At 59.7% G+C, this 24,465-nt stretch carries 24 protein-coding genes; 9 read left to right on the top strand and 15 right to left on the bottom strand.

The features are described from left to right. Window positions 1-224: 224 nt before the first annotated feature. The 6 genes from msrQ to AC0Z8Z_RS14810 form a co-directional block, all read right to left on the bottom strand. Window positions 225-845 (bottom strand): protein-methionine-sulfoxide reductase heme-binding subunit MsrQ, encoded by a 621-nt coding sequence (gene msrQ, locus AC0Z8Z_RS14835; RefSeq protein WP_122536984.1) that lies wholly within the window; start codon window positions 843-845, stop codon window positions 225-227. Beyond that, window positions 845-1,858 carry a protein-methionine-sulfoxide reductase catalytic subunit MsrP gene (gene msrP / locus AC0Z8Z_RS14830; RefSeq protein ID WP_485619601.1) on the bottom strand — a complete coding sequence of 338 codons (1,014 nt, stop codon included), beginning with the start codon at window positions 1,856-1,858 and terminating at the stop codon, window positions 845-847. The genes msrQ and msrP overlap by 1 nt, the downstream gene beginning before the upstream one ends. A 71-nt stretch (window positions 1,859-1,929) precedes the next feature. Continuing rightward, window positions 1,930-2,778: a CDP-diacylglycerol--serine O-phosphatidyltransferase gene (gene pssA, locus AC0Z8Z_RS14825; RefSeq protein WP_122536982.1), complete on the bottom strand. Its 849-nt coding sequence runs from the start codon at window positions 2,776-2,778 to the stop codon at window positions 1,930-1,932. A gap of 148 nt (window positions 2,779-2,926) precedes the next feature. Then, window positions 2,927-3,943 (bottom strand): ketol-acid reductoisomerase, encoded by a 1,017-nt coding sequence (gene ilvC, locus AC0Z8Z_RS14820; protein ID WP_037018564.1) that lies wholly within the window; start codon window positions 3,941-3,943, stop codon window positions 2,927-2,929. A 46-nt stretch (window positions 3,944-3,989) separates the two neighbouring features. Next, entirely contained in the window at window positions 3,990-4,481 is a 492-nt protein-coding gene (gene ilvN / locus AC0Z8Z_RS14815) for an acetolactate synthase small subunit (protein WP_093469284.1), read from the bottom strand. A gap of 2 nt (window positions 4,482-4,483) precedes the next feature. Continuing rightward, entirely contained in the window at window positions 4,484-6,208 is a 1,725-nt protein-coding gene (locus tag AC0Z8Z_RS14810; RefSeq protein WP_205486705.1) for an acetolactate synthase 3 large subunit, read from the bottom strand. A gap of 411 nt (window positions 6,209-6,619) precedes the next feature. On the opposite strand from AC0Z8Z_RS14810, the gene AC0Z8Z_RS14805 reads away from it, so the two are divergent. Beyond that, window positions 6,620-7,048: a DUF4124 domain-containing protein gene (locus tag AC0Z8Z_RS14805; RefSeq protein WP_205486704.1), complete on the top strand. Its 429-nt coding sequence runs from the start codon at window positions 6,620-6,622 to the stop codon at window positions 7,046-7,048. A 3-nt stretch (window positions 7,049-7,051) separates the two neighbouring features. On the opposite strand, the gene AC0Z8Z_RS14800 is transcribed toward AC0Z8Z_RS14805, so the two are convergent. Genes AC0Z8Z_RS14800 through mrcB form a run of 3 tightly spaced genes read right to left on the bottom strand, consistent with a single transcriptional unit; the run spans window position 7,052 to window position 10,482 of the window. Further along, the gene (locus tag AC0Z8Z_RS14800) at window positions 7,052-7,381 is read right to left on the bottom strand and encodes a YqcC family protein (RefSeq protein ID WP_122536980.1); all 330 of its coding nucleotides are present in this window, start codon (window positions 7,379-7,381) and stop codon (window positions 7,052-7,054) included. Then, window positions 7,374-8,129 (bottom strand): tetratricopeptide repeat protein, encoded by a 756-nt coding sequence (locus AC0Z8Z_RS14795; protein ID WP_485619599.1) that lies wholly within the window; start codon window positions 8,127-8,129, stop codon window positions 7,374-7,376. Before AC0Z8Z_RS14795 ends, AC0Z8Z_RS14800 begins: the two co-directional genes overlap by 8 nt. A 31-nt stretch (window positions 8,130-8,160) precedes the next feature. Continuing rightward, window positions 8,161-10,482, bottom strand: coding sequence for a penicillin-binding protein 1B (gene mrcB, locus AC0Z8Z_RS14790; RefSeq protein WP_485619598.1), 2,322 nt, complete (start codon window positions 10,480-10,482; stop codon window positions 8,161-8,163). Between the two features lie 133 nt (window positions 10,483-10,615). Between mrcB and AC0Z8Z_RS14785 the strand changes: the two genes are divergently transcribed. The 3 genes from AC0Z8Z_RS14785 (at window position 10,616) to AC0Z8Z_RS14775 (ending at window position 13,115) form a co-directional block, all read left to right on the top strand. Beyond that, window positions 10,616-12,151 (top strand): bifunctional aminoglycoside phosphotransferase/ATP-binding protein, encoded by a 1,536-nt coding sequence (locus AC0Z8Z_RS14785; RefSeq protein ID WP_485619597.1) that lies wholly within the window; start codon window positions 10,616-10,618, stop codon window positions 12,149-12,151. 101 nt (window positions 12,152-12,252) lie between these two features. Next, window positions 12,253-12,597, top strand: a complete 345-nt coding sequence (locus AC0Z8Z_RS14780; RefSeq protein ID WP_122623126.1) for a pentapeptide repeat-containing protein — start codon at window positions 12,253-12,255, stop codon at window positions 12,595-12,597. 239 nt (window positions 12,598-12,836) lie between these two features. Further along, complete coding sequence (locus AC0Z8Z_RS14775) at window positions 12,837-13,115, top strand: TfoX/Sxy family protein (RefSeq protein ID WP_485619596.1); 279 nt, start codon at window positions 12,837-12,839, stop codon at window positions 13,113-13,115. 190 nt (window positions 13,116-13,305) lie between these two features. On the opposite strand, the gene deoC is transcribed toward AC0Z8Z_RS14775, so the two are convergent. From deoC to AC0Z8Z_RS14755, 4 genes are all read right to left on the bottom strand, one after another. Further along, window positions 13,306-14,082: a deoxyribose-phosphate aldolase gene (gene deoC, locus AC0Z8Z_RS14770; protein WP_485619595.1), complete on the bottom strand. Its 777-nt coding sequence runs from the start codon at window positions 14,080-14,082 to the stop codon at window positions 13,306-13,308. Window positions 14,083-14,273: 191 nt separating this feature from the next. Continuing rightward, on the bottom strand, window positions 14,274-15,041 hold the full coding sequence (locus tag AC0Z8Z_RS14765; RefSeq protein WP_485619594.1) for a heme ABC transporter ATP-binding protein: 768 nt from the start codon (window positions 15,039-15,041) through the stop codon (window positions 14,274-14,276). Then, window positions 15,041-16,078, bottom strand: a complete 1,038-nt coding sequence (locus AC0Z8Z_RS14760) for a FecCD family ABC transporter permease (RefSeq protein ID WP_485619592.1) — start codon at window positions 16,076-16,078, stop codon at window positions 15,041-15,043. The genes AC0Z8Z_RS14765 and AC0Z8Z_RS14760 overlap by 1 nt, the downstream gene beginning before the upstream one ends. Next, entirely contained in the window at window positions 16,075-16,968 is an 894-nt protein-coding gene (locus tag AC0Z8Z_RS14755; protein WP_485619591.1) for a heme/hemin ABC transporter substrate-binding protein, read from the bottom strand. The genes AC0Z8Z_RS14760 and AC0Z8Z_RS14755 overlap by 4 nt, the downstream gene beginning before the upstream one ends. Window positions 16,969-17,137: 169 nt before the next feature. On the opposite strand from AC0Z8Z_RS14755, the gene AC0Z8Z_RS14750 reads away from it, so the two are divergent. Then, window positions 17,138-17,467, top strand: a complete 330-nt coding sequence (locus AC0Z8Z_RS14750) for a Rieske (2Fe-2S) protein (protein ID WP_485619613.1) — start codon at window positions 17,138-17,140, stop codon at window positions 17,465-17,467. Here the strand turns inward: AC0Z8Z_RS14750 and sfsA are convergent. Both sfsA and AC0Z8Z_RS14740 read right to left on the bottom strand, forming a co-directional pair. Continuing rightward, on the bottom strand, window positions 17,445-18,188 hold the full coding sequence (gene sfsA / locus AC0Z8Z_RS14745; protein ID WP_485619590.1) for a DNA/RNA nuclease SfsA: 744 nt from the start codon (window positions 18,186-18,188) through the stop codon (window positions 17,445-17,447). The genes AC0Z8Z_RS14750 and sfsA overlap by 23 nt on opposite strands. Beyond that, window positions 18,188-19,360, bottom strand: coding sequence for a pyridoxal phosphate-dependent aminotransferase (locus AC0Z8Z_RS14740; protein ID WP_122623118.1), 1,173 nt, complete (start codon window positions 19,358-19,360; stop codon window positions 18,188-18,190). The genes sfsA and AC0Z8Z_RS14740 overlap by 1 nt, the downstream gene beginning before the upstream one ends. Before the next feature lie 351 nt (window positions 19,361-19,711). Between AC0Z8Z_RS14740 and dksA the strand changes: the two genes are divergently transcribed. The 4 genes from dksA to AC0Z8Z_RS14720 all read left to right on the top strand — a co-directional run bounded on the left by dksA (window position 19,712) and on the right by AC0Z8Z_RS14720 (window position 24,458). Continuing rightward, window positions 19,712-20,155 carry an RNA polymerase-binding protein DksA gene (gene dksA / locus AC0Z8Z_RS14735; RefSeq protein WP_122536967.1) on the top strand — a complete coding sequence of 148 codons (444 nt, stop codon included), beginning with the start codon at window positions 19,712-19,714 and terminating at the stop codon, window positions 20,153-20,155. Between the two features lie 180 nt (window positions 20,156-20,335). Further along, window positions 20,336-21,223, top strand: a complete 888-nt coding sequence (gene gluQRS, locus AC0Z8Z_RS14730; RefSeq protein ID WP_122623117.1) for a tRNA glutamyl-Q(34) synthetase GluQRS — start codon at window positions 20,336-20,338, stop codon at window positions 21,221-21,223. Between the two features lie 120 nt (window positions 21,224-21,343). Further along, the gene (locus AC0Z8Z_RS14725; RefSeq protein ID WP_002552060.1) at window positions 21,344-21,520 is read left to right on the top strand and encodes a hypothetical protein; all 177 of its coding nucleotides are present in this window, start codon (window positions 21,344-21,346) and stop codon (window positions 21,518-21,520) included. Next, window positions 21,504-24,458: a sensor histidine kinase gene (locus AC0Z8Z_RS14720; protein ID WP_163022027.1), complete on the top strand. Its 2,955-nt coding sequence runs from the start codon at window positions 21,504-21,506 to the stop codon at window positions 24,456-24,458. Before AC0Z8Z_RS14725 ends, AC0Z8Z_RS14720 begins: the two co-directional genes overlap by 17 nt. Window positions 24,459-24,465: the final 7 nt, after the last annotated feature.

Here is a 24,465-nt window from a genome sequence, read left to right as displayed (position 1 = left end):
CGCTTCGTTCGACTTGGCGTCTCACGTCAGCGGGAGGCGAATTCTACAGCGTTACAACCTGCTGTCAACTGCCTTTTTCACCGCTGTCGATTCAAACATCTGAACCGAAGCATTCCTCGCCGCCTACTTCGTCCAACTCTTTGATTATCAAGGAGTTTTCCGTTTCGTCTGCGCCGGAAGTGGGGCGAATTATAGACAGATCCAAAGGGGCGTCAAGCACTTATTCAAACTTTAGTGGCAACGGTGCCGCTCTTTACCCTGCGGCGCTGAATACGCCCAGCAATCACGGGAATTCTAAGCACGAGGAGCAACGCGCCAATCACCGCATATATAGCCCACTCTTTCAGATCAGCCCGGACAATCCACAGCATATGCAGCAACCCTAGCCCGAGAATCAGGTAACTGAGCCGATGCAGTTTCTTCCAACGCACGCCCAAACGGCGCTGACTATAGCGATTGGACGTGACGGCCAGCGACAAGAGACCCAGAAAACCTAGCGCGCCGACAATGATGTAGGGCCGCTTGACCAACTCCACGCCCAGTTGCGCCCAGTCGAAACCCAGAATAAAGAAGCCATAGCCCAGCATGTGCAGCGACACATAGGTAAAACACCACAGCCCCAGTTGCCGACGCACCGCGATCCATCCGGGCCAGCCCGTCGTGCGCTGTAATGGGGTCATTGCCAAGGTGATCAACAGCAGCACAAGCGTTCCCAGCCCGAGGCGATCGACCAGCACCTTCCCCGGATCAGGCCCCAAGGCAAAAATCCACGCCTGATAGAGCCAATACATGGGCACTAACGCTGCAGCGATGAACACCGACACTCGCCAGTAGATGAAGCGCATCAATAGTTTTTCCGTAGATCCAGACCCGCATAGAGAGAAGCAACCTGCTCCCCATACCCGTTAAACATCTCGGTCTGGCGAATATTCGGGCTGAACAGCCCGCTGGGCAGGCGCCGCTCGTGTGCTTGGGTCCAGCGTGGGTGATCAACAGTCGGGTTCACGTTGGCGTAGAAACCGTACTCGCTTGCCGCAATGCTTTGCCATGTAGTCTTCGGCTGCTCGCTTGTCAGACTGATGCGCACGATGGACTTCACGCTTTTAAAGCCGTATTTCCAAGGCACTACCAGACGCAAGGGCGCGCCGTTCTGATTGGGCAGCTCCCGCCCATACATACCCACCGCCAGTATCGCGAGCGGGTTCATCGCCTCATCCAGGCGCAGCCCCTCTACATAAGGCCAGTCAATCAACGCGAAGCCGGAGCGCTGGCCAGGCATGGTCTTCGGGTCCTGCAGCGTTTCGAAGCGGATGTATTTGGCATTCGCCGTCGGCTCGACCTGCTTGAGCAGCTCGGAGATCGGGAAACCCAGCCAAGGGATCACCATCGACCACGCCTCTACGCAGCGCAGGCGATAGATACGCTCTTCCAGTTGATAGGGCTTCATGAAGTCTTCGAGTGCGTAGCGACCAGGCTTGGCCACTTCCCCGTCAATGACTACGCTCCAGGGCTCGGTTTTCAAAGACCCTGCGTTTTGCGCCGGGTCGCCCTTGTCGGTGCCGAACTCGTAAAAGTTGTTGTAGTGAGTCGCATCTTTGAACGGAGTGATCGTCTCGTCCTTGACGGTGACGGCTTGCCACTTGGTCGCAGGCAATTTTCCTTTGAACCAGTCAGGAGCAGCGCCGGCTTCGACGTCGGCGTAGCGCGAAGCTTCTTCGGCTTGGGCCCAACCAGGCATCGCGCTTACGGCAAGTCCTGCAAGTGAGCTGCCAAGCAATGCGCGACGGGAGAGATAAATGGATTCGGGCGTGACATCCGACTCTGTGCAATCGGATGTAGAAGGGATCTTGATCAGCATGATGACTCCGCAGCTATGGAGAACTGAAGCATCTATAGCTGCGGAGTATGCGGGAAATGCAGGCCGACTAACTACCTCTGGCGACGTAGACGCAGCAGGTATTGGATGGGGCCAGATGCTGCATAGCCGAGGAATATCAGCAGCAGAATACGCGGCGGATCACTGAACACCACGGCAAATACCAGAACCACCGCCAGGATGGCAACGAATGGCACGCGTCCCTTGAGATCCAACTCCTTGAAGCTGTTGTATTTGATGTTGCTGACCATCAGCATCCCGGCGGCTGCAACCAATAGCGCGACCAGGAACGACAGTTTCGAGCCCTGAATGCCGTAATCGCTGAATGCCCAGACGGTGCCTGCTACAACGCCCGCGGCGGCGGGACTTGCCAGGCCGATGAAGTAGCGCTTGTCGGCCTTGCCCACTTGGGTATTGAAGCGGGCCAGACGCAACGCCGCACCCGCCACATAGATGAAGGCGACCATCCAGCCGACCTTGCCCATGTCACCCAGCGCCCAGCCAAACGCCAACAGTGCTGGCGCCACGCCGAAAGCAACCATGTCGGACAGCGAGTCGTACTCTGCACCGAAGGCGCTCTGAGTGTTGGTCATCCGCGCGACCCGGCCATCCAGACCATCCAGGACCATGGCAACGAAGATGGCGATGGCAGAGAACGCGAAGTACTTGCTCGCGCTCGCCTGGTCACCCGCACTCAACGCACTTTGCGCACTCATCGCACTGATGATTGCGTAGAAGCCGGCGAACAGGTTAGCGGTGGTGAACAGATTGGGTAGCAGGTAAATGCCGCGATGGCGCACCTTGCGCCCCTCGTCGTCATGGCCCTCTTCAATGTGTTCATCGATCGGTAGCAGGCTTTCGGCGTCAGAAGCCTTGTTCGGCTCTTCGGGACGTTCGCTCATGGACAATACCTTGCAGCTGAATAATTTCGACAAATGCTTGTGGCCTCGGGGCCGACAAACGATGCAGCTTTATACCAGATGAGCCCCCATAACGAAAAAACGCGACCCGAGGGCCGCGTTTTTTCATGCAAGAAGCTGATCTGTGATCTTAGTTCTTGGCTTGGTCGACGATCTTGTTCTTCGCGATCCAAGGCATCATCGAGCGCAGTTGCTCACCGATGATTTCCAGGCCATGCGCCTTGTTGTTACGACGCTTGGCGGTCATCGACGGGTAGCCGCTGGCACCCTCGGCGATGAACATCTTCGCGTACTCGCCGTCCTGGATGCGCTTCAGAGCGTTGCGCATGGCCTGACGGGATTCGGCATTGATGACCTCCGGGCCGGTCACGTACTCGCCGTATTCGGCGTTGTTGGAGATCGAGTAGTTCATGTTGGCGATACCGCCTTCGTACATGAGGTCAACGATCAGCTTCAGTTCGTGCAGGCATTCGAAGTAGGCCATTTCCGGCGCATAACCGGCTTCAACCAAAGTCTCGAAACCGGCCTTGACCAGCTCAACGGTACCGCCACACAGAACGGCTTGCTCGCCGAACAGGTCGGTTTCGGTCTCGTCCTTGAACGTGGTTTCGATGATACCGGTACGGCCGCCGCCAACACCCGAAGCGTACGACAGAGCGACGTTCTTGGCGTTGCCAGAGGCGTCCTGGTAAACGGCGATCAGGTCAGGGATGCCACCGCCTTTGACGAACTCGGTGCGCACGGTGTGGCCCGGTGCCTTTGGCGCGATCATGATCACGTCGAGGTCGGCGCGCGGGACAACCTGGTTGTAGTGAATCGCGAAGCCGTGGGAGAAGGCCAGTGTCGCGCCCTTCTTGATGTTCGGCTCGATTTCGTTCTTGTACAGCTGAGACTGGAATTCGTCCGGGGTCAAGATCATGACCAGGTCTGCAGCGGCGACAGCGGAAGCCACGTCGGTCACTTTCAGGCCGTGAGCTTCAGCTTTGGCGACAGTAGCCGAACCCTTGCGCAGGCCAACAGTGACATCAACGCCGGAGTCTTTCAGGTTGCACGCTTGAGCGTGACCCTGGGAACCGTAACCGATGATGGCAACTTTTTTGCCCTGGATGATCGAAAGGTCGCAGTCTTTGTCGTAATAAACTTTCATGAAATTCCCCTGATAACGTGGCCGCAAGGCCATTTGCAAAATTAGGTTAGATGCTCAGCACTTTGTCGCCGCGGGCTATGCCGGTAACGCCGCTGCGAACGGTTTCCAGAATGGCCGTGGTGCCAATCGCCTGGATGAAGCTGTCCAGCTTGTCGCTTGTCCCGGTCAACTGCACGGTATAGACGCTGCTGGAAACATCCACGATCTGGCCGCGGAAAATGTCGGTGGTGCGCTTGATCTCAGCACGCTGTGCGCCGGTGGCCTTCACCTTGATCAGCATCAGTTCGCGCTCGATGTGGGCGCTTTCCGACAGGTCGACCAGCTTGACCACTTCGACCAGCTTGTTGAGGTTTTTGGTGATTTGCTCGATCACTTCATCATGACCAACAGTGGTCAGCGTCAGACGCGACAGGGTCGGGTCCTCGGTTGGCGCCACTGTCAGGCTTTCGATGTTGTAGTTGCGCTGGGAAAACAGGCCAACCACACGAGACAGGGCACCCGGTTCGTTTTCCAGCAATAGCGAAATAATGTGGCGCATGGTTATGTCCGCTCCGTCTTGCTCAGCCACATGTCACGCATGGACCCGTCTCTGATCTGCATCGGATAGACGTGCTCGCCGACATCGACCTTGATATCAAGGAATACCAGGCGATCCTTCATGGCGAACGCTTCTTCCATCATCGGCTTCAGGTCTTTCAGGTCAGTGATGCGCATGCCGACATGACCGTATGCCTCGACCAATTTGACGAAGTCAGGCAGCGACTCCATGTAGGAATGCGAGTGACGGCCGCTGTAACTCATGTCTTGCCACTGACGGACCATGCCGAGCACGCCGTTGTTGAGCAGGATGATCTTCACCGGCAGGTTGTACTGCAGGCAGGTCGACAGTTCCTGAATGTTCATCTGAATGCTGCCTTCGCCGGTGACGCAGGCGACATTGTCATTCGGGAAACTCAGCGCAACGCCCATCGCGGCAGGCAGGCCAAAGCCCATCGTGCCGAGACCGCCGGAGTTGATCCAGCGATTGGGTTTGTTGAAGCGATAGTACTGAGCCGCGAACATCTGGTGCTGACCCACGTCGGAGGTGACGTAGGCATCGCCTTTGGTCACTTCACACAGCGTCTCGATCACGGTCTGCGGCTTGATGACGGTTCCGTCGCCACGGTTGTACGGAAACAGGTCGCCGCCGGCGCGCCATTCTTCGATCTGCTTCCACCACGTCTCGACCGACTCCTTGTTAGGGGTTTCGGCAAGCTCTTTGAGGGTCGCAACCATTTCGGTCAGCACGCTCTCAACCGGCCCGACAATGGGCACGTCGGCCTTGATGGTCTTGGAGATGGATGCAGGGTCGATGTCGACGTGAATGATTTTAGCGTTCGGGCAGAACTTCGCCGGGCCATTGATCACGCGATCATCGAAACGCGCGCCGACCGCAAGAATCACGTCGGCGTGGTGCATCGCCAGATTGGCGGTGTAGCTGCCATGCATGCCCAACATACCGACGAACTGGCGATCAGTGCCCGGATAGGCACCCAACCCCATCAGCGTGTTGGTGACCGGGGCGTTCAATTGCTGCGCCAGTTCGGTCAATGGCGCCGAACCGTTGCCCATGATCACGCCGCCGCCGGCGTAGATGACCGGGCGTTTGGCCGCCACCAGCATTTCCACGGCCTTGCGGATCTGCCCTGAGTGGCCACGGACCGCCGGGCTGTAGGAACGCAGCTTGGCTTTCTTGGGGAAAATGTATTCGAACTTTTCAGCCGGGTTGGTCATGTCTTTCGGAATATCGACAACGACAGGACCAGGACGACCGGATTGAGCGAGGTAAAACGCCTTTTTCAGGACTTCCGGGATTTCCGACGGGTGCTTGATCATGAAGCTGTGCTTCACGATCGGCCGAGAGATACCGATCATGTCGGTTTCCTGGAACGCGTCGGTACCGACCATGTTGCTAGGAACCTGGCCGGACAGCACCACCATCGGAATCGAGTCCATGTAGGCGGTCGCGATACCCGTAATGGCGTTGGTTGCGCCGGGACCTGAAGTCACCAGCACAACGCCTGCCTTGCCGGTGGCGCGGGCGTAGCCGTCAGCCATGTGAGTCGCCGCCTGTTCGTGACGAACGAGGATGTGGCTCACAGCCGGTTCTTTGAACAGCGCGTCGTATATATGCAGGAGGGCACCGCCAGGGTACCCGTAGATGTGCTCTACGCCTTCGTCACGCAAAAAGCGGACGACCATTTCAGCGCCAGATAAAAGCTCCACGTTGTTCACCTCTAAAACGCCAGAATACCGTCCACACAAGCGAGGAGACGGGTCTTAATAGGTTTACTGCAAAGCAGAGCATGAGCGACGGTGGTCGCCGACTACGTCAGCACTGACTGAGCAAGTATTGGGATCGCCCCTTTAAGTGTTTCGGGGTCTTCCCACCCAGCGCGAGGTAACGCGTTGCGGGTGTTACGGGTCGGCGCGGGTGTGCGCCTCATGATCTACCGAGACGGTCTGCTTCTGGCAGTCCTTCTACAGCGAGCTTTGGATTGTTGGGATTCGCCCCTCTCAAGTCAAGTCATCGATGCGCTTTCTTCGTCCGCCGCCCGCCAAAAGGCACCGAATGAGGTCGCGGCGTCCCGCTTGTGATACGTTTCCGGCCATTGCCACAGAAGTAAGGAACCGGGAATGCGCTGGATGATTCTTGCGGCGACGCTGACACTTGCCGTCGCCCCGGCGGTCGGACAGGCCGCGCAGATATACAAATGGGTCGACGCTCAGGGCGTAACGCATTTCGACGCCCAGCCGCCTGCCGGGCAGACCGCACAGGAAATCAATACAGGGAGCCCTGTCGCCGCGCCCCCTGCCCCGCCGCCGCAGAATCAAGATGGAGCTCGGGAGCAGGAAGCAGTCGATGCCAAAGTCAGGAAGCAGGTTGCGGCTCAGGAGGCCAAGCGCAAAGAGGCGTGCGACGAACAGCGAACCAGCCTCGCGCAACTGCAGAACAATCCGCGGGTACGACAGGAGGTGGATGGCGAGCTAAGGCGGTTCACGGAAGAAGAGCGGCAGGCACGCATCGCCGAGGTCAAGAAATACCTCGACGATCAATGCAACTAAGGGTCAAACAGCCTCGGTGATCAACCGATCGAAGTCCTTCAGCAGCGCCAGGAGGTTGCGCGCTTCACGTATACGGCTGGCGTAGACCATCTCCGCCATTTCCAGGATGCCAGATGCCGTAGGCAACGGCATGTCCTGCTCGAGGATGATCTTCATGCGCGGCAGGAAGATCCATTGCAGCCACTGGTCAAAGTCCAGCGTGTCGACACAGAAGGGTTCACGGCTGGACAGCGACTCATCGCTGGGCGGCACGTCCTTCCACCATCCCAGCACGCGCAATTCGCGCTCGATCAACAGCAACTGGTCGGCAATTTTCGGAAAGCGTTTATCCATTGGCTTTCTGCCGTGCCAGCGCTGCACCGGCGGCGTCGCCCTGTTTCTCACGCGATTGGGCAATCAATCCCCAAAGACTTGCTTGAAGGCTGGCGCGACCGTTGGCGTAGGTCAGAGCGCGGCGGGCTAACTGCTCAGCCTGAGGCGCATCGCCCTGAGCCAGGCGTACTTGCGCCAGACGGTAAAGGACCTGCGGCTCACGGGGGGCAACACGTTGCGCACGCTCAAGGCTCGATGATGCGCCGTTAAGATCACCGCCGGACTGCTGTTGCTGAGCGGTTGTCAGCAGCGCCAGCACGGGCCCATCCAGTTGCTCGTCTTCTGACAATCCGCCGCTGGACGCAGAGGGAATACCAGTCGGCGCCGACGCTGGCATGTTGTAGGTATTACTGTTGGCCGGTGGCGGTGTGTACGGGTTGTTTACCGGGGCCTGATTAACCGGCGCCGTATTGATCGGTGCCGTGCTGATCGGCGCCGTGGTGGGTGGCACGAATGTGGAAATAGGTGCACCACTGGCATTGGCGCCGCCGGGCACCATGACCGTGACACCGGAATCTTCCTGAATCGTCTGCGACTGCGCTGGCGCCTGCACCGGCGCGCGGTAGGTGTTGCTGCGTGTCGACGAAACGCGTTCGCCATTCGAAACGCGTGACCCTGAATCCACCACCGGAATTGCACTGCGCGTCTGGGACGCGCAACCGTTGAGCAAAGCCAGAGCCGTTACAGCCGGAATCCACCACTTGTTCACGTCACATCCTCTTTGCTTGATTCAACCAGGCTTAATTCAACCAGCCCTTGACCCAGTCCATTACCGAATCGGCAGGCGCTGCAGCCCCCCCGCAGGTCGGGCCGGGTTGCGGCTCACTGCCGCGAATATACGGCATCTGGACGGCGTTCGGGCAGCTGGCGTCGGTGCCTTCGCCAGTACTGGCATTGACCCAGGCCTGCACGACGTTGTCGGGCATCGCCATGTCCAGTGGCAGCGGATCGGCCTTCTTCATGAAACTGGTCCAGATCTGCAATGCGCCGGTGGCCCCGGTAAACGGCGTCTTGCCGTTGTCGTCGCGGCCCATCCAGACGATTGCCAGCAAGTCCTGACTGAAACCGGCAAACCAGCTGTCGCGCGAATCGTTGGTAGTGCCCGATTTACCCGCCAGATTCAGCGTGCCTGGCAGCACGTTGTACACCGATTTACCCGTGCCTTCGCGCATCACCCGCTGCATGGCGTTCTGCAAGAGATAGATCGAGCCCGGGTCAAAACGTTGCTGAATCTGGAACGGGTAGCGCTTGAGCGGCTCCCCTTCGGCGGTCAGTACGCTGCGAATCCCGCGCAACGGCGTGTTGAAGCCGCCACTGGCGATGGTCTGGTACATCGTCGCCACTTCGATCGGCGTCAGAGCGCCAGCACCCAAAAGCATCGACGGGAACGCAGGCCACTCGCGGGTCACGCCCAGTTTGGTCAGGGTTTTGAAGACATTGGGTATGCCCAGGTCCAGACCCAGCTTGGCGCTGGACAGGTTGTAGGAATGCGCCAACCCCTGATACAGAAAAATATTGCCGTGGGCTTTGTGATCGTAGTTCTGCGGTTTCCAGATCTGGCCGTCGGCGCCTTTCACCTGGAAGGGCTCGTCCGGAATCCAACTGGTCAGGGTGTATTGTTGCGGGCGTTCGAGAGCGGTGAGGTAGATGGCCGGCTTGACCAACGACCCAATCGGCCGTACAGCATCCAGCGCTCGGTTGAACCCCGCGAAGCCCGCTTGTCGACTACCAATCAGCGCCTGGACTTCGCCGGTTTCCGGATTGGTCACGACCATAGCCGTTTCCATTTCGTCAGCGCCTTTGCGGCCCGATATCTTGGCGAAGCTTTCGCGCACGGCGGCTTCGGATTTCATCTGCAGAATCGGATCAAAGCTGGTGAAGATCCGCAGGCCCTCTTCGGTCAAGTCTTCGTCGCGGTAGTCCTGACGCAACTGGCGTTTGACCAGGTCAAGGAAGTCCGGAAACGAACTGTCGGCCAGTGAACCGGTTTTGGTCACGCCCAGCGGCATTTTCTTCGCCGCCGCAACCACTTCCGGCGTGGCGATACCCTGCTGCTCGAGCAGATCGAGGACCAGATTGCGCCGCTCCAGCGCACGCTCAGGATTGCGGCGCGGGTTGTAATACGAGGGCCCCTTGACCAGACCGACCAGCAAGGCAACCTGATGCAGCTTCAGTTCCGACAGCGGCTGGCTGAAGAAATACTGACTCGCCAGACCAAAGCCGTGGACCGCACGCTGACCGTCCTGGCCCACGAACACTTCGTTGAGGTAGGCCTCGAGAATCTCCTGCTTGCTGTAATGGATCTCCAGCAAAACAGCCATTATCGCTTCGGTCAGCTTGCGGGTGATGCTGCGCTCGTTGGTCAGGTAGAAGTTCTTGACCAGTTGCTGAGTCAGCGTCGATCCGCCCTGGCGCATCTGCCCAGCGGATGCGTTGATCCAGAAAGCGCGCACGATCCCCTTCGGGGATACGCCGAAATGATGGTAGAAATCGCGGTCTTCGACGGTGACGAGCGTGTCGAGCAAATAAGGCGGCGCCTGATCGAGTTTGATCAGAATCCGGTCTTCGAGATTCTTCGGATACAAGCCGCCGATCATCAAGGGCTCAAGCCGTGCGACAGCCAGCTTGGCACCGTTGGCGGCGGTCAGTTCAGCGACGTAATCGCCGGAGAAGCGCACATGGATCTGCTGGGCCGGATCAGCGCCTTCATAAAACTGGAAACCACGGGTGTTGAGGTCGACAGTGTTGCCGTTGACCGCAGCAGCGCCCGGCCCATTGGCCACGCCTTCGCGGCGATAGCCCAGCGCATCGAGCTCCAGAAGGAAGTCATCGCGTGAAAGCTTCTGCCCGACGAACAGCTCCAGTGGCCGTGCATAGACCTTGGCCGGAATGGTCCAGCGCTTGCCGGAGAATTTCTCCTGGACGATGGAATCCAGGTAAACGGCGAAGCAGCCAAGGATCACCAGCCCGACAAGACTGAGTTTCAGGGCCCAGCCCAACAGGCTGCGCAGGCGGCTGTTGGTGGGTTTGGGGGATTTTTTCGGGGAGCGGGATCGGGTCATGGCGGCGGATTATACGCACTTTCAAAGCCCCCGACAGACCGCCCTTTAAGCGGTTTGCAGCATTGTCTCCAGCGGCCATAATGGCCGCCTTTCGCTACTTCTCTATCGACTTATCACCTTTCAAGGATCGTCCGTGAGCCAGACACTGATAGCCGCGTTGCAAAACCCCGCCCTGTTTCCTCACCCGGTCGAAGAATTTCAGGTCATCGAGACGCATATTTCCTGGGTACTGCTCACCGGCCCATACGTTTACAAGATGAAGAAGCCGGTCAATTTCGGCTTTCTGGACTTCACCAGCCTGCCGGCGCGCCAGCATTTCTGTGAGCAGGAGCTGATGCTGAACCAGCGCCTGACAGACAATCTGTACCTGGAAGTACTGCCCATCACCGGCAGCATCGAAGCCCCGCAGTTGAATGGTGAAGGCGAAGCAATCGAGTACGTGCTGAAAATGCGCCAGTTCCCGCAGGACGGATTGCTCAGCACCTTGCAAGCCAAAGGCGAGTTGACGACGGCGCATATCGACGACATGGCCCGGCAGATCGCCGAGTTTCATCTCAAGTCGCCCAAGGTGCCGATGGAAAATCCGCTCGGTAGCGCTGACAGCGCCATGGCGCCGGTCACGCAGAACTTTGAACAGATTCTGCCTTTCCTCAGCGAAAAATCTGACCTCATCCAGCTGGAAGCGCTGGAAGCCTGGGCCAACACCAGTTTCGAGCGCCTCAAGCCTCTGATGAACCAGCGCAAGCTCGACGGCTTTGTGCGGGAATGCCATGGCGACATCCACTTGGGCAATGCAACGCTGATCGATGGCAAGGTCGTGATTTTCGACTGCATCGAGTTCAACGAGCCGTTCCGCATGACGGATGTCTATGCGGACATCGGCTTCCTGGCCATGGACCTTGAGGATCGCGGTCTGAAAAGCCTGTCGCGCCGACTCGTCAGCCAGTACCTGGAGCTGACCGGCGACTACGAAGGCTTGCAACTGCTCAATTTCTACAAAGCCTACCGCGCGATGGTGCGTGCCAAAGTGGCGCTGTTCAGCCTGAATGCCAACGCCGATCAGGTGCAGCGCGCCGCGACACTGCGCCAGTACCGCAACTACGCCAACCTGGCCGAAAGCTACAGCGCGATTCCGTCCAACTTCCTGGCCATCACCCATGGCGTTTCGGCGGTCGGCAAAAGTCAGGTCGCCATGAGGTTGGTCGAAGCCCTGGGTGCAATCCGCCTGCGTTCAGATGTCGAGCGCAAGCGTGCATTCGCCAACCATGAAGATCTGTATTCCGCCGACGTCAGCGCGGCCACGTATCAACGTCTGAATGAGCTGGCGGGTGTCGTGCTCCGCGCAGGCTTGCCGGTGGTCATTGATGCAACCTATTTGAAGCTCGCGCAACGTCAGGCGGCCGCACAGATTGCCGAGGCGATGGGCAGTCCGTTTCTGATCATTGATTGCGCCGCGCCCAAAGCCGTTATCGAAGGTTGGCTGGCCCAGCGTCGAGCGCAAAATCAGGACCCATCCGACGCAACCATGGAAGTCATCGAAATGCAGCTGGCCAGTCGCGAAGCGTTGACTGCCGACGAGATACTGCGCAGTCGGCACGTCGAGACCAACGTCTCCGGCGATCTGGACAAGCTGGTCGCCGACATTCGTCAGCACCTGCCGGGGCTCTGACTTCCCGCCCCACCAGTGGTCGAGTCGTGAAGGATACCGCTTCACGGCTCGACACTAGTGGCATTATAGTGGCGTCAGAATTCCAACAAAGGAGACGTCAAATGAACCAGCCCAAGCACCTTGACTCCCCCCTGTTCGCGCTATTGCGAAACGACGACGTGACCGCCTTCAACCTCGAACGGCCCAAACAGGGACCTGTTGATCTGTCTGGAGGAGATTTTCGCGGCCTTGACCTGCGTGAACTCAACGCTGAAGAGGTCGATTTCAGCGACGCCTACTTCAGATCGGCGGACCTGCGTGGCGTTGATTTCCGGACAACCAGGCTCGAGGGTGCAAGCATCGCCCACGCGCAGATATCCGGGGCGTACTTCCCGCCAGAGCTAAGTGCTGACGAAATCCTCATGTCGGTCAATTTCGGTACGCGCCTGCGTTATCGCACCCGCTGACGTCATCACCCCACTAAGCCCCGCCCTGACTTTTCGCCCCGCATGCGCCGCCGTGCCGTGCCCGTGCTCGCCTTTCATTTCAGTTGACCCTACCGTTCGGCGGCGCGTGCCGCATTCCACTGAGATTTTCTGCGGAGCAATTCTAGGGCGTCTACGCTCAAGGGCATGGCTCGCCTTTTCAGTTTGTGTCGGGCCTACGGAGAAGTTATTACATGGAATGATTGGAAAGGGCTGCAATCATGGACGATGAGTTGTTGGGGATGAAGAACCTGGGGAAGACCTCGGTTCAATGGCTTCACGCTGCGGGCATTCACACTATCGCCGACCTGCGCCGTCTTGGCGCAATCCAGGCCTACCGGGCCGTCCAGGTCAGGGGCTTCCGAGCATCCAAAGCGCTGCTGTATTCACTCGAAGGTGCGTTGTCGAATCGCCCTTGGAGCGAGCTGTCTCAGGAATACAAAGACTCCCTGGACACCGAATTGAAGAATGCATGCCCTGGGGCTATCGGAGAGCGCTGAACGCGCACAGCAAAATAGTCTTCAGAACACTGTTGACTTACAAATGAGAATCACTATGATTATCACATCCGGTCGCGAGACTGGCCGATAAACTGAAAGGCTCCTTGGTTCGGACTCTCAGATTATCTCCTCATCAGGCTAATCACGGTTTTTGACCCGGCTCTTTGCCGGGTCTTTTTTTGCCCGCGATTTACGCGCCTACGCCCAAGCGGATCAGCAGATCATCCAGCAGGCTGGTAGCCCCGAGCCGCAATCTCCCCTGCTCACGCCAGCGCGGCCCAAACCGCGCTTTGACCAAATCCATATGCACCCGCGCTTCATCGAGCGTTCGTACATTGCCGGAAACATTGATCCCCAAATGCGCGCCTGAGTCGGCGATGGCCGCGATCAAAATGCGGCTGGCCTGGGGCGTTGCATTCAGGATGTGTTTGCCGGTGCTGGTTTTGAGAAAGTTGGCGCCCTCCTCAATCGCCACACAGCTTGCGCCGTGAATAACCTGCGGATCACGCAGCACGCCGGTTTCCAGCGTGACGGTCAACGCTGCCCGACCGCACCTGGTCTTGCAGGCATTGATGATCTCAGCGCCAATCTGCCTGTCCCCGCCAAGCAACGCATAAAAAGGGTAAACCAGATCAATTTCGTCGGCCCCCGCGAGAATCGCCGCCTGGGTTTCCAGCTCGGCTGAACTGACAGAAGCCGAACCGCTCGGAAAGTTAACCGCTGCCACGACCTTGATCTCGCGCGCATGAAGGCTGTCGAGTGTGCGCCGCGCCAGTCCTGCGAACCTGGGCATGACGCAGACGGCGGCAACCTGCCCGACCGGTGTCAGTGCTCTATGACACAAGGCAACAATTTTTTCCGGCGTGTCGTCAGCATTCAGTGAAGCCAACTCCATCAGACCAATAGCCAGTTGCGCCAATGACGCATCGACCTCATACACGTCAATCGCCGCATTTATGTCGTTCATTACCCACCCTCAATGCCTTTGTCTGAGGCGACGATAATCGAGAATGGCTGTGCCTGAACGCTCACAACGACGCAAAAGAGCAGGCCTACGTGATTACAAGAATTGTCCGAAGGACGTTGCCTGCATGAGCATTGGAAATGGGGCTGCCGCATCGAAAAAAGGAACTGATGCCGGTCGATAACCAAGCCACTTCAGCGAGTGATCACCAGAGGGTGCCCACGCTCGGGATGGGGTTGCACCAGAACATCCAGGCCAAATACCGACATCAGCGCGTCAGGCGTCAGCACTTGCTGTGGCGTGCCGGATACATACGCGAGACCCTGACTCAGCAACAACAAGTGATCGCAATAACGGGCCGCCAGGTTCAAATCATGCAGGATCACCATCACCGCGCCGCCACGGTCGGCGAACGCGCGAACGGCCAACAGTGTGGTGTGTTGATGCAATGGGTCGAGCGCCGAGGTGGGCTCGTCCAGCAACAGAACCTGCCCCTTCTCCCCGGGCCACACCTGAGCCAGCGCCCGCGCCAGATGGACCCGCTGACGCTCGCCCCCCGATAGCTTCAGATAGCTGCGGCCGAGCAGGTGCATTGCATCGGCGGCCTCAAGGGCATGCTGGATAATTTCACCGTCACGTTGCTGACCGCTTTCATGGGGCAAGCGGCCCATCGCAACCACTTCCTCGACCTTGAACGCGAAACTCAATGTCGAGGCCTGCGGCAGTACGGCCAAGCGCCGAGCCCGCTCCGGACCACGCCATTGATCCAGAGGAATATCGTCCAGAAATACCTGGCCGCGGGTCGGGACAAGCTCGCCGCACAGAGCAGCCAACAGTGTACTTTTGCCAGCCCCGTTGGGGCCCAGCACGCCAAGCATCTGACCGGGCGCCATTGTCAATTCGATGCTGTCGAGCACCTGTTTGCCATCACGAACAACGCCGATGTCTTTGCCGATCAACATCAGGCACGCCCTCGAACGAGCAGGAAAAGAAAGAACGGCGCGCCGATGAATACGGTGACAATCCCGATCGGCAATTCCGCCGGGGCCATTACCAGTCGGGCGAAAATGTCTGCGAAGAGCAACAACGATGCGCCCGCCAGCGCTGATGCGGGTAGAACAACGCGGTGGTCTGGCCCCGTCAGCAGTCGCACAAGGTGCGGCACGATCAGGCCAATGAAACCGATGAGCCCCGCCGCCGCGACGGCTGCCCCCACGCCGAGTGCGATGCAAAGAATCAGCTCGCGCTTGAGGCGTTCGACCTCGATGCCCAAGTGACGCGCCTCCGATTCTCCAAGCAGCAATGCGTTAAGCGCCTTCGCTCGGCGCGGCAACCAGAGGATCACTGCCGCGCAAACCAGCAACAGAGGCCAGAGCCGGGCATAGCTGGCACCGTTGAGCGTGCCCAGATTCCAGAACGTCAGCGTTCGCAGGCTCGCATCATCGGCCAGATACGTGAACAGGCCGATGATCGAACCGGCCAGCGCAGTCATCGCCACACCCGCCAGCAGCATCGTACTGACACTAGTGTGACCGTCGCGGCGTCCGAGCCGATAGACGATTGCGGTCACCCCAAGCCCACCGGCGAAGGCGCAGATGGACAGCAGATAAGGCTGGAGCGGCTCGGGCAGTCCGCCAAGGGACGCTCCGGCGACGATGGCCACTGCCGCACCCAATGCCGCACCACTGGAAACGCCAACCAGACCGGGATCGGCGAGAGGGTTGCGAAACAGACCCTGCATCGCCACGCCAGACAAGGCCAGCACTGCACCGACTGCCAGTCCAAGCAGCGTACGAGGCAGGCGGATCTGGCCCACGATCAGTTCCGCCTGTTGCAAGTTGTCTTCCGCCATGGGCACGCCCACCAGATGAAGAACCGCGCGCAAGGTATCCATCATCGGCAGACTGACCGGGCCGAGCGCGAGGGACAGCCATATCGCCAGTAAACAGGCAAAACCCAGCGTGATGAACAGCGTTTTGGGGGCGAGATCAAGCCTCATCGGGCGTTCGAGACTCTGGCGCTGCCTGGTGCAGCGCCAGGATAGAACGCGTCTGCCAGTGATCTGACTGCGTCCGGCAACCGTGGGCCAAGACCGCCTACCAGTAAGGTCGGATCAATCTCGACGACGCGGTTATCCCGCAAGGCCTTGGTTGCCCTAAGGAGCGGGTTTTCACGCAGCAACGCCTCGCGGGGCTGGACGCCGTTTTGAGCACGGTCGCTGACAACGAGCACTTCAGGGTTCAGCCCGCTCATTGCCTCAGTGGAAAACACCTTGTAGCCGGTGTGGGTTGCCAGGTTGCGGCCGCCAGCCTGAGTGATCAGCCAGTCGCCGACAGTGCCTGCGCCAGCCACCATCGGCGCGCTCCCCGCGTGGCTCACCAGCAACAGAACACCCGGCGCGGCACGCTTCAGTTGCGTCACTCGCTGATGCTCCGTCGCGAGCCGCTTGATGAATTGGTCGCTCAACTGACGCGCCTCGCCCTTTTTGCCCAGTAATGCGCCGAGTCTTTCAAGACTGGCCTGGAGCGCGGGCAGCTCTGCACTGGCCGACAACACCTCGACCTGCACGCCGGCCGTACGCAGTTGCTGGATAACTGGCGGCGGGCCCATTTCTTCGGTGCCTATCAGAACGTTCGGACGCAACGTGAGGATGCCTTCCGCCGACAACTGTCGCTGGTAACCGATGCCCGGCAGCGATTTGACCGACCGCGGGTGCTGGCTCGTGCTGTCCACGCCCACCAGACGCGACTCTCCGCCCAGAGCGACTATCCACTCCGTCAAGGCGCCGCCGGCACTGACCCACCGCTGCGGCTCGGGTGAAGCGGCGGCTGCCAGGTGGGCGATAAAAAGCCCCGTGACGATCGCGATCAATCGGGAGGTGAAGCGCATAAGCGGTGGGTCCTCTATAAAGGAAGGCTCAGTCGATCACCTCAAGGCGCGACTGGCAGGATTTCGCTCATCGACTGGCGGGTTTGACTGCTGGCAGAATGCGCAGCCTGCTACGGCCAGGCATTTGATAATTATTTGCATTTGAGCGTCAAGCGCCAAGGAGACCCCGCTGAAATACCTGTGCGACAGCGCTGCGCTGATTGAAGGCAAAAGCCTCGGGTTCGATGTCGATGAGCTCAAGATTCTGGCCGTCCGGCGAGGGGGTCAGGTGTATGTGTACGCCAACCGGTGTCCCCATCGAGGGGTGGCGCTGGAATGGCAGCCCAATGAGTTTCTCGATGCCAGCGCCAGTCTGATCCAGTGCGCCACTCACGGTGCGCTGTTCTTGATCGAGAACGGCGAGTGCGTCGCCGGCCCTTGCGAGGGCAAATTCCTGAGGGCTATCGACTGCGGCGAAGACGCTCAGGGCATCTGGATCAACCCAGTGGCACCGGACTGAGCGGGCGCGTTTCCGAGAGATGAATCTCAAGCGGTCGATCAATGCGCACTCCGTCAGGGGTCAGCTCCACGCCATACGCCAGGACTTCGACCCCTGCCGCAGCCGCCTCAAGCAAGGCTGAGGCGTAGGCCGCGTCGATTTCGGCGGCGGGCCGCACGGCATCGATCCCTGTCAGGTTCACGCAATAGAGCAACACTGCGCGCACGCCCTCCCTGGCCAACGCTGCCAATTCACGCAGGTGCTTCGCGCCGCGCTGAGTGACCGCATCGGGAAACGCAGCGACCCGGCTGTCATCAAAACCCAGGGTCACGCTTTTGACTTCCAGGTAGAGCGGGCCATCGGGGTAATCCAGACGGAAGTCAACGCGGCTGTTTTCCTGACCGTAGGCGACTTCGCGCTTAAGCGCCGTAAACCCCGCCAACTCCGTGATCACGCCGTCCAGAAGCGCTTCTTCTACCAGCTTGTTGGCGCGCGCGGTGTTGACGCAGGCGAGCCGCCCCTGTGGCGTTTCGGTGATTTCCCAAGTGCCCGGAAGCTTGCGCTTGGGGTCATTGGACCTGCTGAACCAGACGCGGCCACCCGGCATCATGCAATTGAACATGGAGCCCGTATTGGGGCAGTGAATCGTCAGCAGCTCGCCGCTGGCGGTCTCGATGTCGGCGAGGAACCGCTTGTAGCGCTGAATCAGCCGGCCTTCTTCAAGTGGAGGAGAGAAACGCATCAGCCTTGCCAGCTCCGCAGGCCACGACCTATTCGCTCGACCGCTTCCTGAAGCCGAGGCAAGCTCTGGGTGTAGGCGAAGCGCACGTGATGGCCGGCGCGGTAGCGACCGAAATCCAGCCCGGGTGTGAACGCGACGTGCTCGGTTTCCAGAAAGTGATGGCAGAACGCAAACGCATCACCGCCGAATGCGCTGATGTCTGCGTATAGATAGAAGGCGCCTTCGGGTTCCACGGCAATGTTAAAGCCCAGTTCGCGCAGCGCCGGAAGCAGGAAGTCGCGACGGCGGGCAAACTCGGCTCGACGTTGTTCGAGGATCTCCAGGGTTTGCGGCTCGAAGCAGGCAAGCGCCGCACTTTGCGCCATGCTCGGCGCGCTGATGTAGAGATTCTGTGCCAGTTTTTCCAGATCGCCGACCGCCGCCTCGGGGGCAACCAGCCAACCGAGTCGCCAACCGGTCATGCCGAAATACTTGGAAAAACTATTCAGCACGAAGGCGTCATTGTCGACTTCCAGCACGCTGCTCGCGTCGGTGCCGTAGGTCAAACCGTGGTAAATCTCGTCAACCACAAGGTGCCCATCCCGCGCCTTGAGCGACGCCGACAGCGCGGCCAACTCGTCGCGGTGCAGCAGCGTCCCGGTCGGATTGGCCGGTGACGCCACCAGCGCACCGACGCTGTCCTCGTTCCAGTGTTGAGCGACCAGATCGGCCGTCAGCTGATAGCGCACGTCCGGCCCCACGGGCACCAGTTGAGCGGCGCCCTCCACCAGACGCAGAAAATGCCGGTTGCAGGGGTAACCCGGATCGGCCAGTAGCCAGTGTTTGCCGGGATCGACCAGCAGACTCGCCGCCAGCAGCAACGCACCGGAACCACCCGGCGTGATCAGAATCCGGCCCGGATCGACGTTCACGCCATAACGCTGAGCGTAAAAACCCGAGATCGCCTCGCGCAATTCCGGCAGACCACGGGCCGCCGTGTATCGGGTCTTGCCAGCGGCCAACGCCGCCTGACCGGCCTTGATGATCGGCTCGGCCGTGGTGAAATCCGGCTCGCCTATCTCAAGGTGGATGACGTCATGCCCCGCCGCTTGCAGTTCGTTCGCCCGCGCCAGCAGCGCCATCACATGAAAGGGTTCTATGGCGCGGCTGCGCGCACTGTAGGGCTGTGGCATGGGCCTTCCTTTGGTGAGGGGTGGCGAGAGGAATCGCCGATTCTACCCATCCGCCCGAGCGGGCTACAGCGTTTATCCGCCTGGGCAGCAGCAACTTGCAATCGACAGGCCGGTAAACCGGGGACTTGCGCCACACGCACTAAACTCGGCGCACTGCAAAAATAGATAAAACCGGGCGCTCAGGCTGTGGTCATAGTTCGGGTGCGTGTTGCAGGCCATCCTCGACAACCGGGAGTAGCGCGCTCCGATTCGATCTGGTAAGTTCGCCCGCTTGCAGCCGCAGGGCCGGCAGGTGTCGGCGATGGATCTTAACCTGTGTAATGGCTTAGAAGAGTGAGAGGCGGTCCGTTCATGCCCACCGAAGAAAAGCAAAAGAGCACCCCGGCAATCAGTGGTTTCGAACCCTACGTTGCGACGAAGGGCGAGGAATACATGGGCGAACCCATGCGCAAGCACTTCACCAAAATCCTGTCCCAGTGGAAGCAGGATCTGATGGTAGAAGTTGACCGCACGGTTGTTCACATGAAGGACGAGGCGGCTAATTTCCCTGACCCTGCCGACCGTGCAAGCCAGGAAGAAGAATTCGCACTGGAGCTGCGCGCCCGCGATCGTGAGCGCAAGTTGATCAAGAAGATCGACAAGACGCTGCAGCTGATCCAAGACAAGGAATACGGCTGGTGCGAATCGTGCGGCGTCGAGATCGGTATCAAGCGCCTCGAGGCCCGTCCAACGGCCGACATGTGCGTTGACTGCAAAAGCCTCGCTGAAATCAAGGAAAAACAGGTCGGTAAATGACCCTGTTGATCCAGTAGAAAAGGACGCCTCGGCGTCCTTTTCTTGTTTTGCCTGTACCGATCCACCGAGCGGAGAACGGTGCAAGCTGGAAGGCGCTACACGGATGCGTTGCGTTTTCCCACACAGCACGGCCAGTCGTCCGGTATTTCGTACGTTTTATTTCCAGTACCATCAGCGCCCATGAAAAACCCTTCCTATATAGGGCGCTTTGCGCCGACCCCCAGCGGTTATCTGCACTTCGGCTCTCTGGTCGCAGCGCTGGCCTCCTACCTCGACGCCCGCTCGGTCGGCGGGAAATGGCTGATGCGCATGGAGGATCTCGACCCTCCCCGCGAAGTTCAGGGTGCCCAGGCGGGCATACTCCAGACGCTCGAAGCCTACGGATTCGAATGGGACGGCGAACTGGTAAGGCAAAGCGACCGGCATGAGGCTTATCAGGAGATCATCAATCGGTGGTTCAACCACGGGCTTGCTTACGCGTGCACCTGTTCGCGCAAGCAATTGGAAGACTACAACGGGATCTACCCGGGTTTTTGCCGCAACGCCGGGCACTCACCCGAAGACGCGGCCATCCGGATTCGGGTGCCTGAGCTGGAATACCGCTTCGAAGACCGGGTTCAGGGCGAGTTTCGTCAACATTTGGGGCGCGACGCGGGGGATTTCATCATTCGGCGACGGGACGGCTTCTACGCCTACCAACTGGCGGTCGTCCTGGACGACGGCTGGCAGGGCGTGACCGACATCGTACGCGGCGCCGATCTGCTCGACTCCACGCCACGTCAGCTGTACCTGCAAGAACTGCTGGGCCTGCCGCAACCACGTTACCTTCACGTGCCGCTGATCACCCAACCCGACGGTCATAAGCTGGGGAAATCCTACCGTTCGCCGCCGCTGCCGCCTGATCAGGCCACGCCGCTGCTGCTCCGGGGTTTACGTGCCCTGGGGCAAAAGACGCCGGGTGAACTGAACGACGCGACACCCCGAGCGGTGCTGGACTGGGCCATTGCGCACTGGAATGCCGATTCGATACCTCGCCTCGGCGCTATCGAGGAAGCTCGAATAGACTGAGCTCCCGCGGCCGATTCATATGGGGCAGCACAAAGCTGGCGGAAACGTCGCTTGCAGCCCCATCGCCATCCGTTACCATGCCGCTCCGTCATCTTCTGGTCAGTCAACCTGGGAGGCCAAATGTACATTTATCGATTGGTCCTGCTACTGGTGGTGGGCATCTATCTGTTCTCCCCGGCCATCATGGACTGGTGGATCGACGCGACGGGCGCCTGGTACAGGCCGTACATGCTGTGGCTGATCCTGATCGTAGTGACCTTCATTCTGCAGAGCCAACGAGATGCCGATGAGCTTTAGCCTGACCCAGATGATTCTGGTCAGTGCCGCCTACCTGACGGTGCTATTCGGCGTTGCCTGGATCAGCGAACGTGGCCTGATCCCGCGCTGGATCATTCGTCACCCGCTGACCTACACACTGTCACTTGGCGTCTACGCCAGTGCGTGGGCGTTTTACGGCACGGTCGGATTGGCCTACGAATACGGCTACGGCTTTCTGTCGAGTTACCTGGGTGTGTCCGGCGCCTTCCTGCTCGCCCCCGTTCTGCTTTACCCCATTCTCAAAATCACTCGCACCTACCAGCTCTCGTCCCTGGCCGATCTGTTCGCGTTCCGCTTTCGCAGCACCTGGGCGGGGGCATTGACGACGATCTTCATGCTGATCGGTGTGTTGCCATTGCTGGCGCTGCAGATTCAGGCCGTCGCCGACTCCATCGGCATTCTTACCCGGGAGCCTGTGCGCAACTACGTGGCCTTCGCGTTCTGCGTGCTGATCACACTGTTCACCATCTTCTTCGGCTCGCGCCATATCGCTACGCGGGAAAAACACGAAGGGCTGGTGTTCGCCATTGCCTTCGAGTCGGTCATCAAACTGGTCGCCATCGGCGGCATCGGTCTCTATGCGCTGTATGGCGTGTTCGACGGGCCGCAGAGCCTTGAACAATGGCTGCTGCAGAACCAAAGCGCACTGGCGGCATTGCACACGCCACTGCAGGAAGGCCCTTGGCGGACGCTGCTGCTGGTGTTCTTTGCCTCGGCCATCGTGATGCCGCACATGTATCACATGACCTTCACCGAGAACCTCAACCCGCGCTCGCTGGTCAGCGCCAGTTGGGGGCTGCCACTGTTTCTGCTGCTGATGAGTCTGGCAGTACCGCTGGTGCTGTGGGCCGGGCTGAAACTGGGCGCCACGACCAGCCCCGAGTACTTCACGCTGGGTATTGGCATCGCCGCCCACAGCAAGACCCTGGCCTTGCTTGGCTATATCGGCGGGCTTTCCGCGGCAAGCGGGCTGATCATCGTCACCACGCTGGCGCTGTCCGGCATGGCGCTGAACCACCTGGTGCTGCCGCTTTATCAGCCGCCAGCCGAAGGCAATATCTATCGCTGGCTGAAGTGGACCCGGCGCGGCCTGATCGTCGCGATCATCATGGCCGGGTTTGGCTTTTATCTGCTGCTTGGCGCCAAGCAGAATCTCGCAAATCTGGGCATCGTTGCGTTCGTAGCGACGTTGCAATTTCTGCCCGGTGTGCTGTCCGTTCTGTACTGGCCGGCTGCCAACCGCCGCGGTTTCATGGCGGGGCTGATCGCCGGCATCGCGGTCTGGACTTTCAGCATGTTGCTGCCGCTGATCGGCGACTTCCAGGGGTTCTACATCCCGCTGCTGAACATGATTTACGTGCTGGATGACACCAGCTGGCATATGGCGGCAATTGCCTCTCTAGCGGCCAACGTGCTGGTTTTCACCCTGATTTCGCTGTTCAGCAATCCCAGTCCCGAAGAGGCGAGTGCGGCCGAGGCCTGCGCGGTGGACAACGTTCGCCGCCCCCAGCGCCGCGAACTGCACGCAGCCTCTCCCCAGGAGTTTGCGACCCAGCTGGCCAAACCCTTGGGCGCGAAGGCCGCGCAGAAGGAAGTCGAACAGGCGCTGCGGGATCTTTACCTGCCGTTCGACGAGCGCCGGCCATATGCGCTGCGGCGTTTACGCGACCGTATCGAAGCCAACCTCTCTGGGCTGATGGGGCCAAGTGTTGCGCAGGACATGGTCGAGACGTTTCTGCCGTACAAGTCCGGCAGCGAGAACTATGTCACCGAGGACATTCACTTCATTGAAAGCCGGCTCGAGGATTACCACTCCCGTCTCACAGGCCTGGCTGCCGAGCTCGACGCCCTGCGCCGTTATCACCGCCAGACCCTTCAAGAGCTGCCGATGGGTGTGTGCTCCCTGGCCAAGGATCAAGAGATCCTGATGTGGAACAAGGCGATGGAGGAGCTGACCGGCATCGGCGCTCAGCGCGTCGTCGGATCACGGCTCGAGACCATCGTCGATCCCTGGAAGCAGCTGCTGCTGGGGTTCATCAACGTACCTGACGAGCACTTGCACAAACAGCGCCTGGGCCTGGACGGTCAGACTCGCTGGCTCAACCTGCACAAGGCGGCCATCGACGAGCCGCTCGCGCCGGGCAACAGCGGGCTGGTGATTCTGGTTGAAGACCTGACCGACACGCAGATGCTCGAAGACAAACTGGTGCACTCCGAACGGCTTGCGAGCATCGGCCGACTGGCCGCCGGCGTTGCCCACGAAATCGGCAACCCGATCACCGGCATTGCCTGCCTGGCGCAGAACCTTCGCGAAGAACGGGAAGAAGACGCCGAGCTGACGGAAATCAGCAGCCAGATCATCGAACAGACCAAACGTGTCTCGCGCATCGTGCAGTCGCTGATGAGCTTCGCCCACGCCGGCGGGCATCAGCATGCCGACGAACCCGTATGCCTGGCAGAGGTGGCGCAGGATGCCATTGGTCTGCTGGCGCTGAACCGCCGTAATTTCGAAGTGCAGTTCTATAACCTGTGCAACCCTAACCACTGGGTCGATGGCGATCCCCAACGGCTGGCGCAGGTGTTGATCAACCTGCTGTCCAACGCCCGCGATGCATCGCCCGCCGGCAGTGCAGTACGGGTGAAAAGCGAGGCCTCCGAACACACGGTCGACCTGATCGTCGAAGACGAAGGCAGCGGCATTCCGAAAGCCATCATGGACCGATTGTTCGAACCTTTCTTCACCACCAAGGATCCGGGCGAAGGGACAGGGCTGGGCCTCGCGCTGGTCTATTCCATCGTTGAAGAGCATTATGGACAAATCACCATCGACAGCCCGGCTGACCCCGAGCACCAACGCGGAACCCGGATTCGGGTGACCTTACCGCGACATGTCGAAGCGACGTCCGCCGTGAACTGAGACCGTC

This window comes from Pseudomonas sp. 1L-C-7-B-C1 (genome assembly GCF_057291635.1).
Note: the sequence above shows the minus strand (reverse complement) of the source record. Positions and strands in the feature narration are given on the sequence as shown.

Excerpts from the sequence above, each read along its gene's own strand:
- msrQ (WP_122536984.1), bottom strand. The coding sequence starts at position 845 with ATGCGCTTCATCTACTGGCGAGTGTCGGTGTTCATCGCTGCAGCGTTA.
- msrP (WP_485619601.1), bottom strand. The coding sequence starts at position 1,858 with ATGCTGATCAAGATCCCTTCTACATCCGATTGCACAGAGTCGGATGTC.
- pssA (WP_122536982.1), bottom strand. The coding sequence starts at position 2,778 with ATGAGCGAACGTCCCGAAGAGCCGAACAAGGCTTCTGACGCCGAAAGC.
- ilvC (WP_037018564.1), bottom strand. The coding sequence starts at position 3,943 with ATGAAAGTTTATTACGACAAAGACTGCGACCTTTCGATCATCCAGGGC.
- ilvN (WP_093469284.1), bottom strand. The coding sequence starts at position 4,481 with ATGCGCCACATTATTTCGCTATTGCTGGAAAACGAACCGGGTGCCCTG.
- AC0Z8Z_RS14805 (WP_205486704.1), top strand. The coding sequence starts at position 6,620 with ATGCGCTGGATGATTCTTGCGGCGACGCTGACACTTGCCGTCGCCCCG.
- AC0Z8Z_RS14800 (WP_122536980.1), bottom strand. The coding sequence starts at position 7,381 with ATGGATAAACGCTTTCCGAAAATTGCCGACCAGTTGCTGTTGATCGAG.
- mrcB (WP_485619598.1), bottom strand. The coding sequence starts at position 10,482 with ATGACCCGATCCCGCTCCCCGAAAAAATCCCCCAAACCCACCAACAGC.
- AC0Z8Z_RS14780 (WP_122623126.1), top strand. The coding sequence starts at position 12,253 with ATGAACCAGCCCAAGCACCTTGACTCCCCCCTGTTCGCGCTATTGCGA.
- AC0Z8Z_RS14775 (WP_485619596.1), top strand. The coding sequence starts at position 12,837 with ATGGACGATGAGTTGTTGGGGATGAAGAACCTGGGGAAGACCTCGGTT.
- deoC (WP_485619595.1), bottom strand. The coding sequence starts at position 14,082 with ATGAACGACATAAATGCGGCGATTGACGTGTATGAGGTCGATGCGTCA.
- AC0Z8Z_RS14765 (WP_485619594.1), bottom strand. The coding sequence starts at position 15,041 with ATGTTGATCGGCAAAGACATCGGCGTTGTTCGTGATGGCAAACAGGTG.
- AC0Z8Z_RS14760 (WP_485619592.1), bottom strand. The coding sequence starts at position 16,078 with ATGAGGCTTGATCTCGCCCCCAAAACGCTGTTCATCACGCTGGGTTTT.
- AC0Z8Z_RS14755 (WP_485619591.1), bottom strand. The coding sequence starts at position 16,968 with ATGCGCTTCACCTCCCGATTGATCGCGATCGTCACGGGGCTTTTTATC.
- sfsA (WP_485619590.1), bottom strand. The coding sequence starts at position 18,188 with ATGCGTTTCTCTCCTCCACTTGAAGAAGGCCGGCTGATTCAGCGCTAC.
- AC0Z8Z_RS14740 (WP_122623118.1), bottom strand. The coding sequence starts at position 19,360 with ATGCCACAGCCCTACAGTGCGCGCAGCCGCGCCATAGAACCCTTTCAT.
- dksA (WP_122536967.1), top strand. The coding sequence starts at position 19,712 with ATGCCCACCGAAGAAAAGCAAAAGAGCACCCCGGCAATCAGTGGTTTC.
- gluQRS (WP_122623117.1), top strand. The coding sequence starts at position 20,336 with ATGAAAAACCCTTCCTATATAGGGCGCTTTGCGCCGACCCCCAGCGGT.
- AC0Z8Z_RS14725 (WP_002552060.1), top strand. The coding sequence starts at position 21,344 with ATGTACATTTATCGATTGGTCCTGCTACTGGTGGTGGGCATCTATCTG.
- AC0Z8Z_RS14720 (WP_163022027.1), top strand. The coding sequence starts at position 21,504 with ATGCCGATGAGCTTTAGCCTGACCCAGATGATTCTGGTCAGTGCCGCC.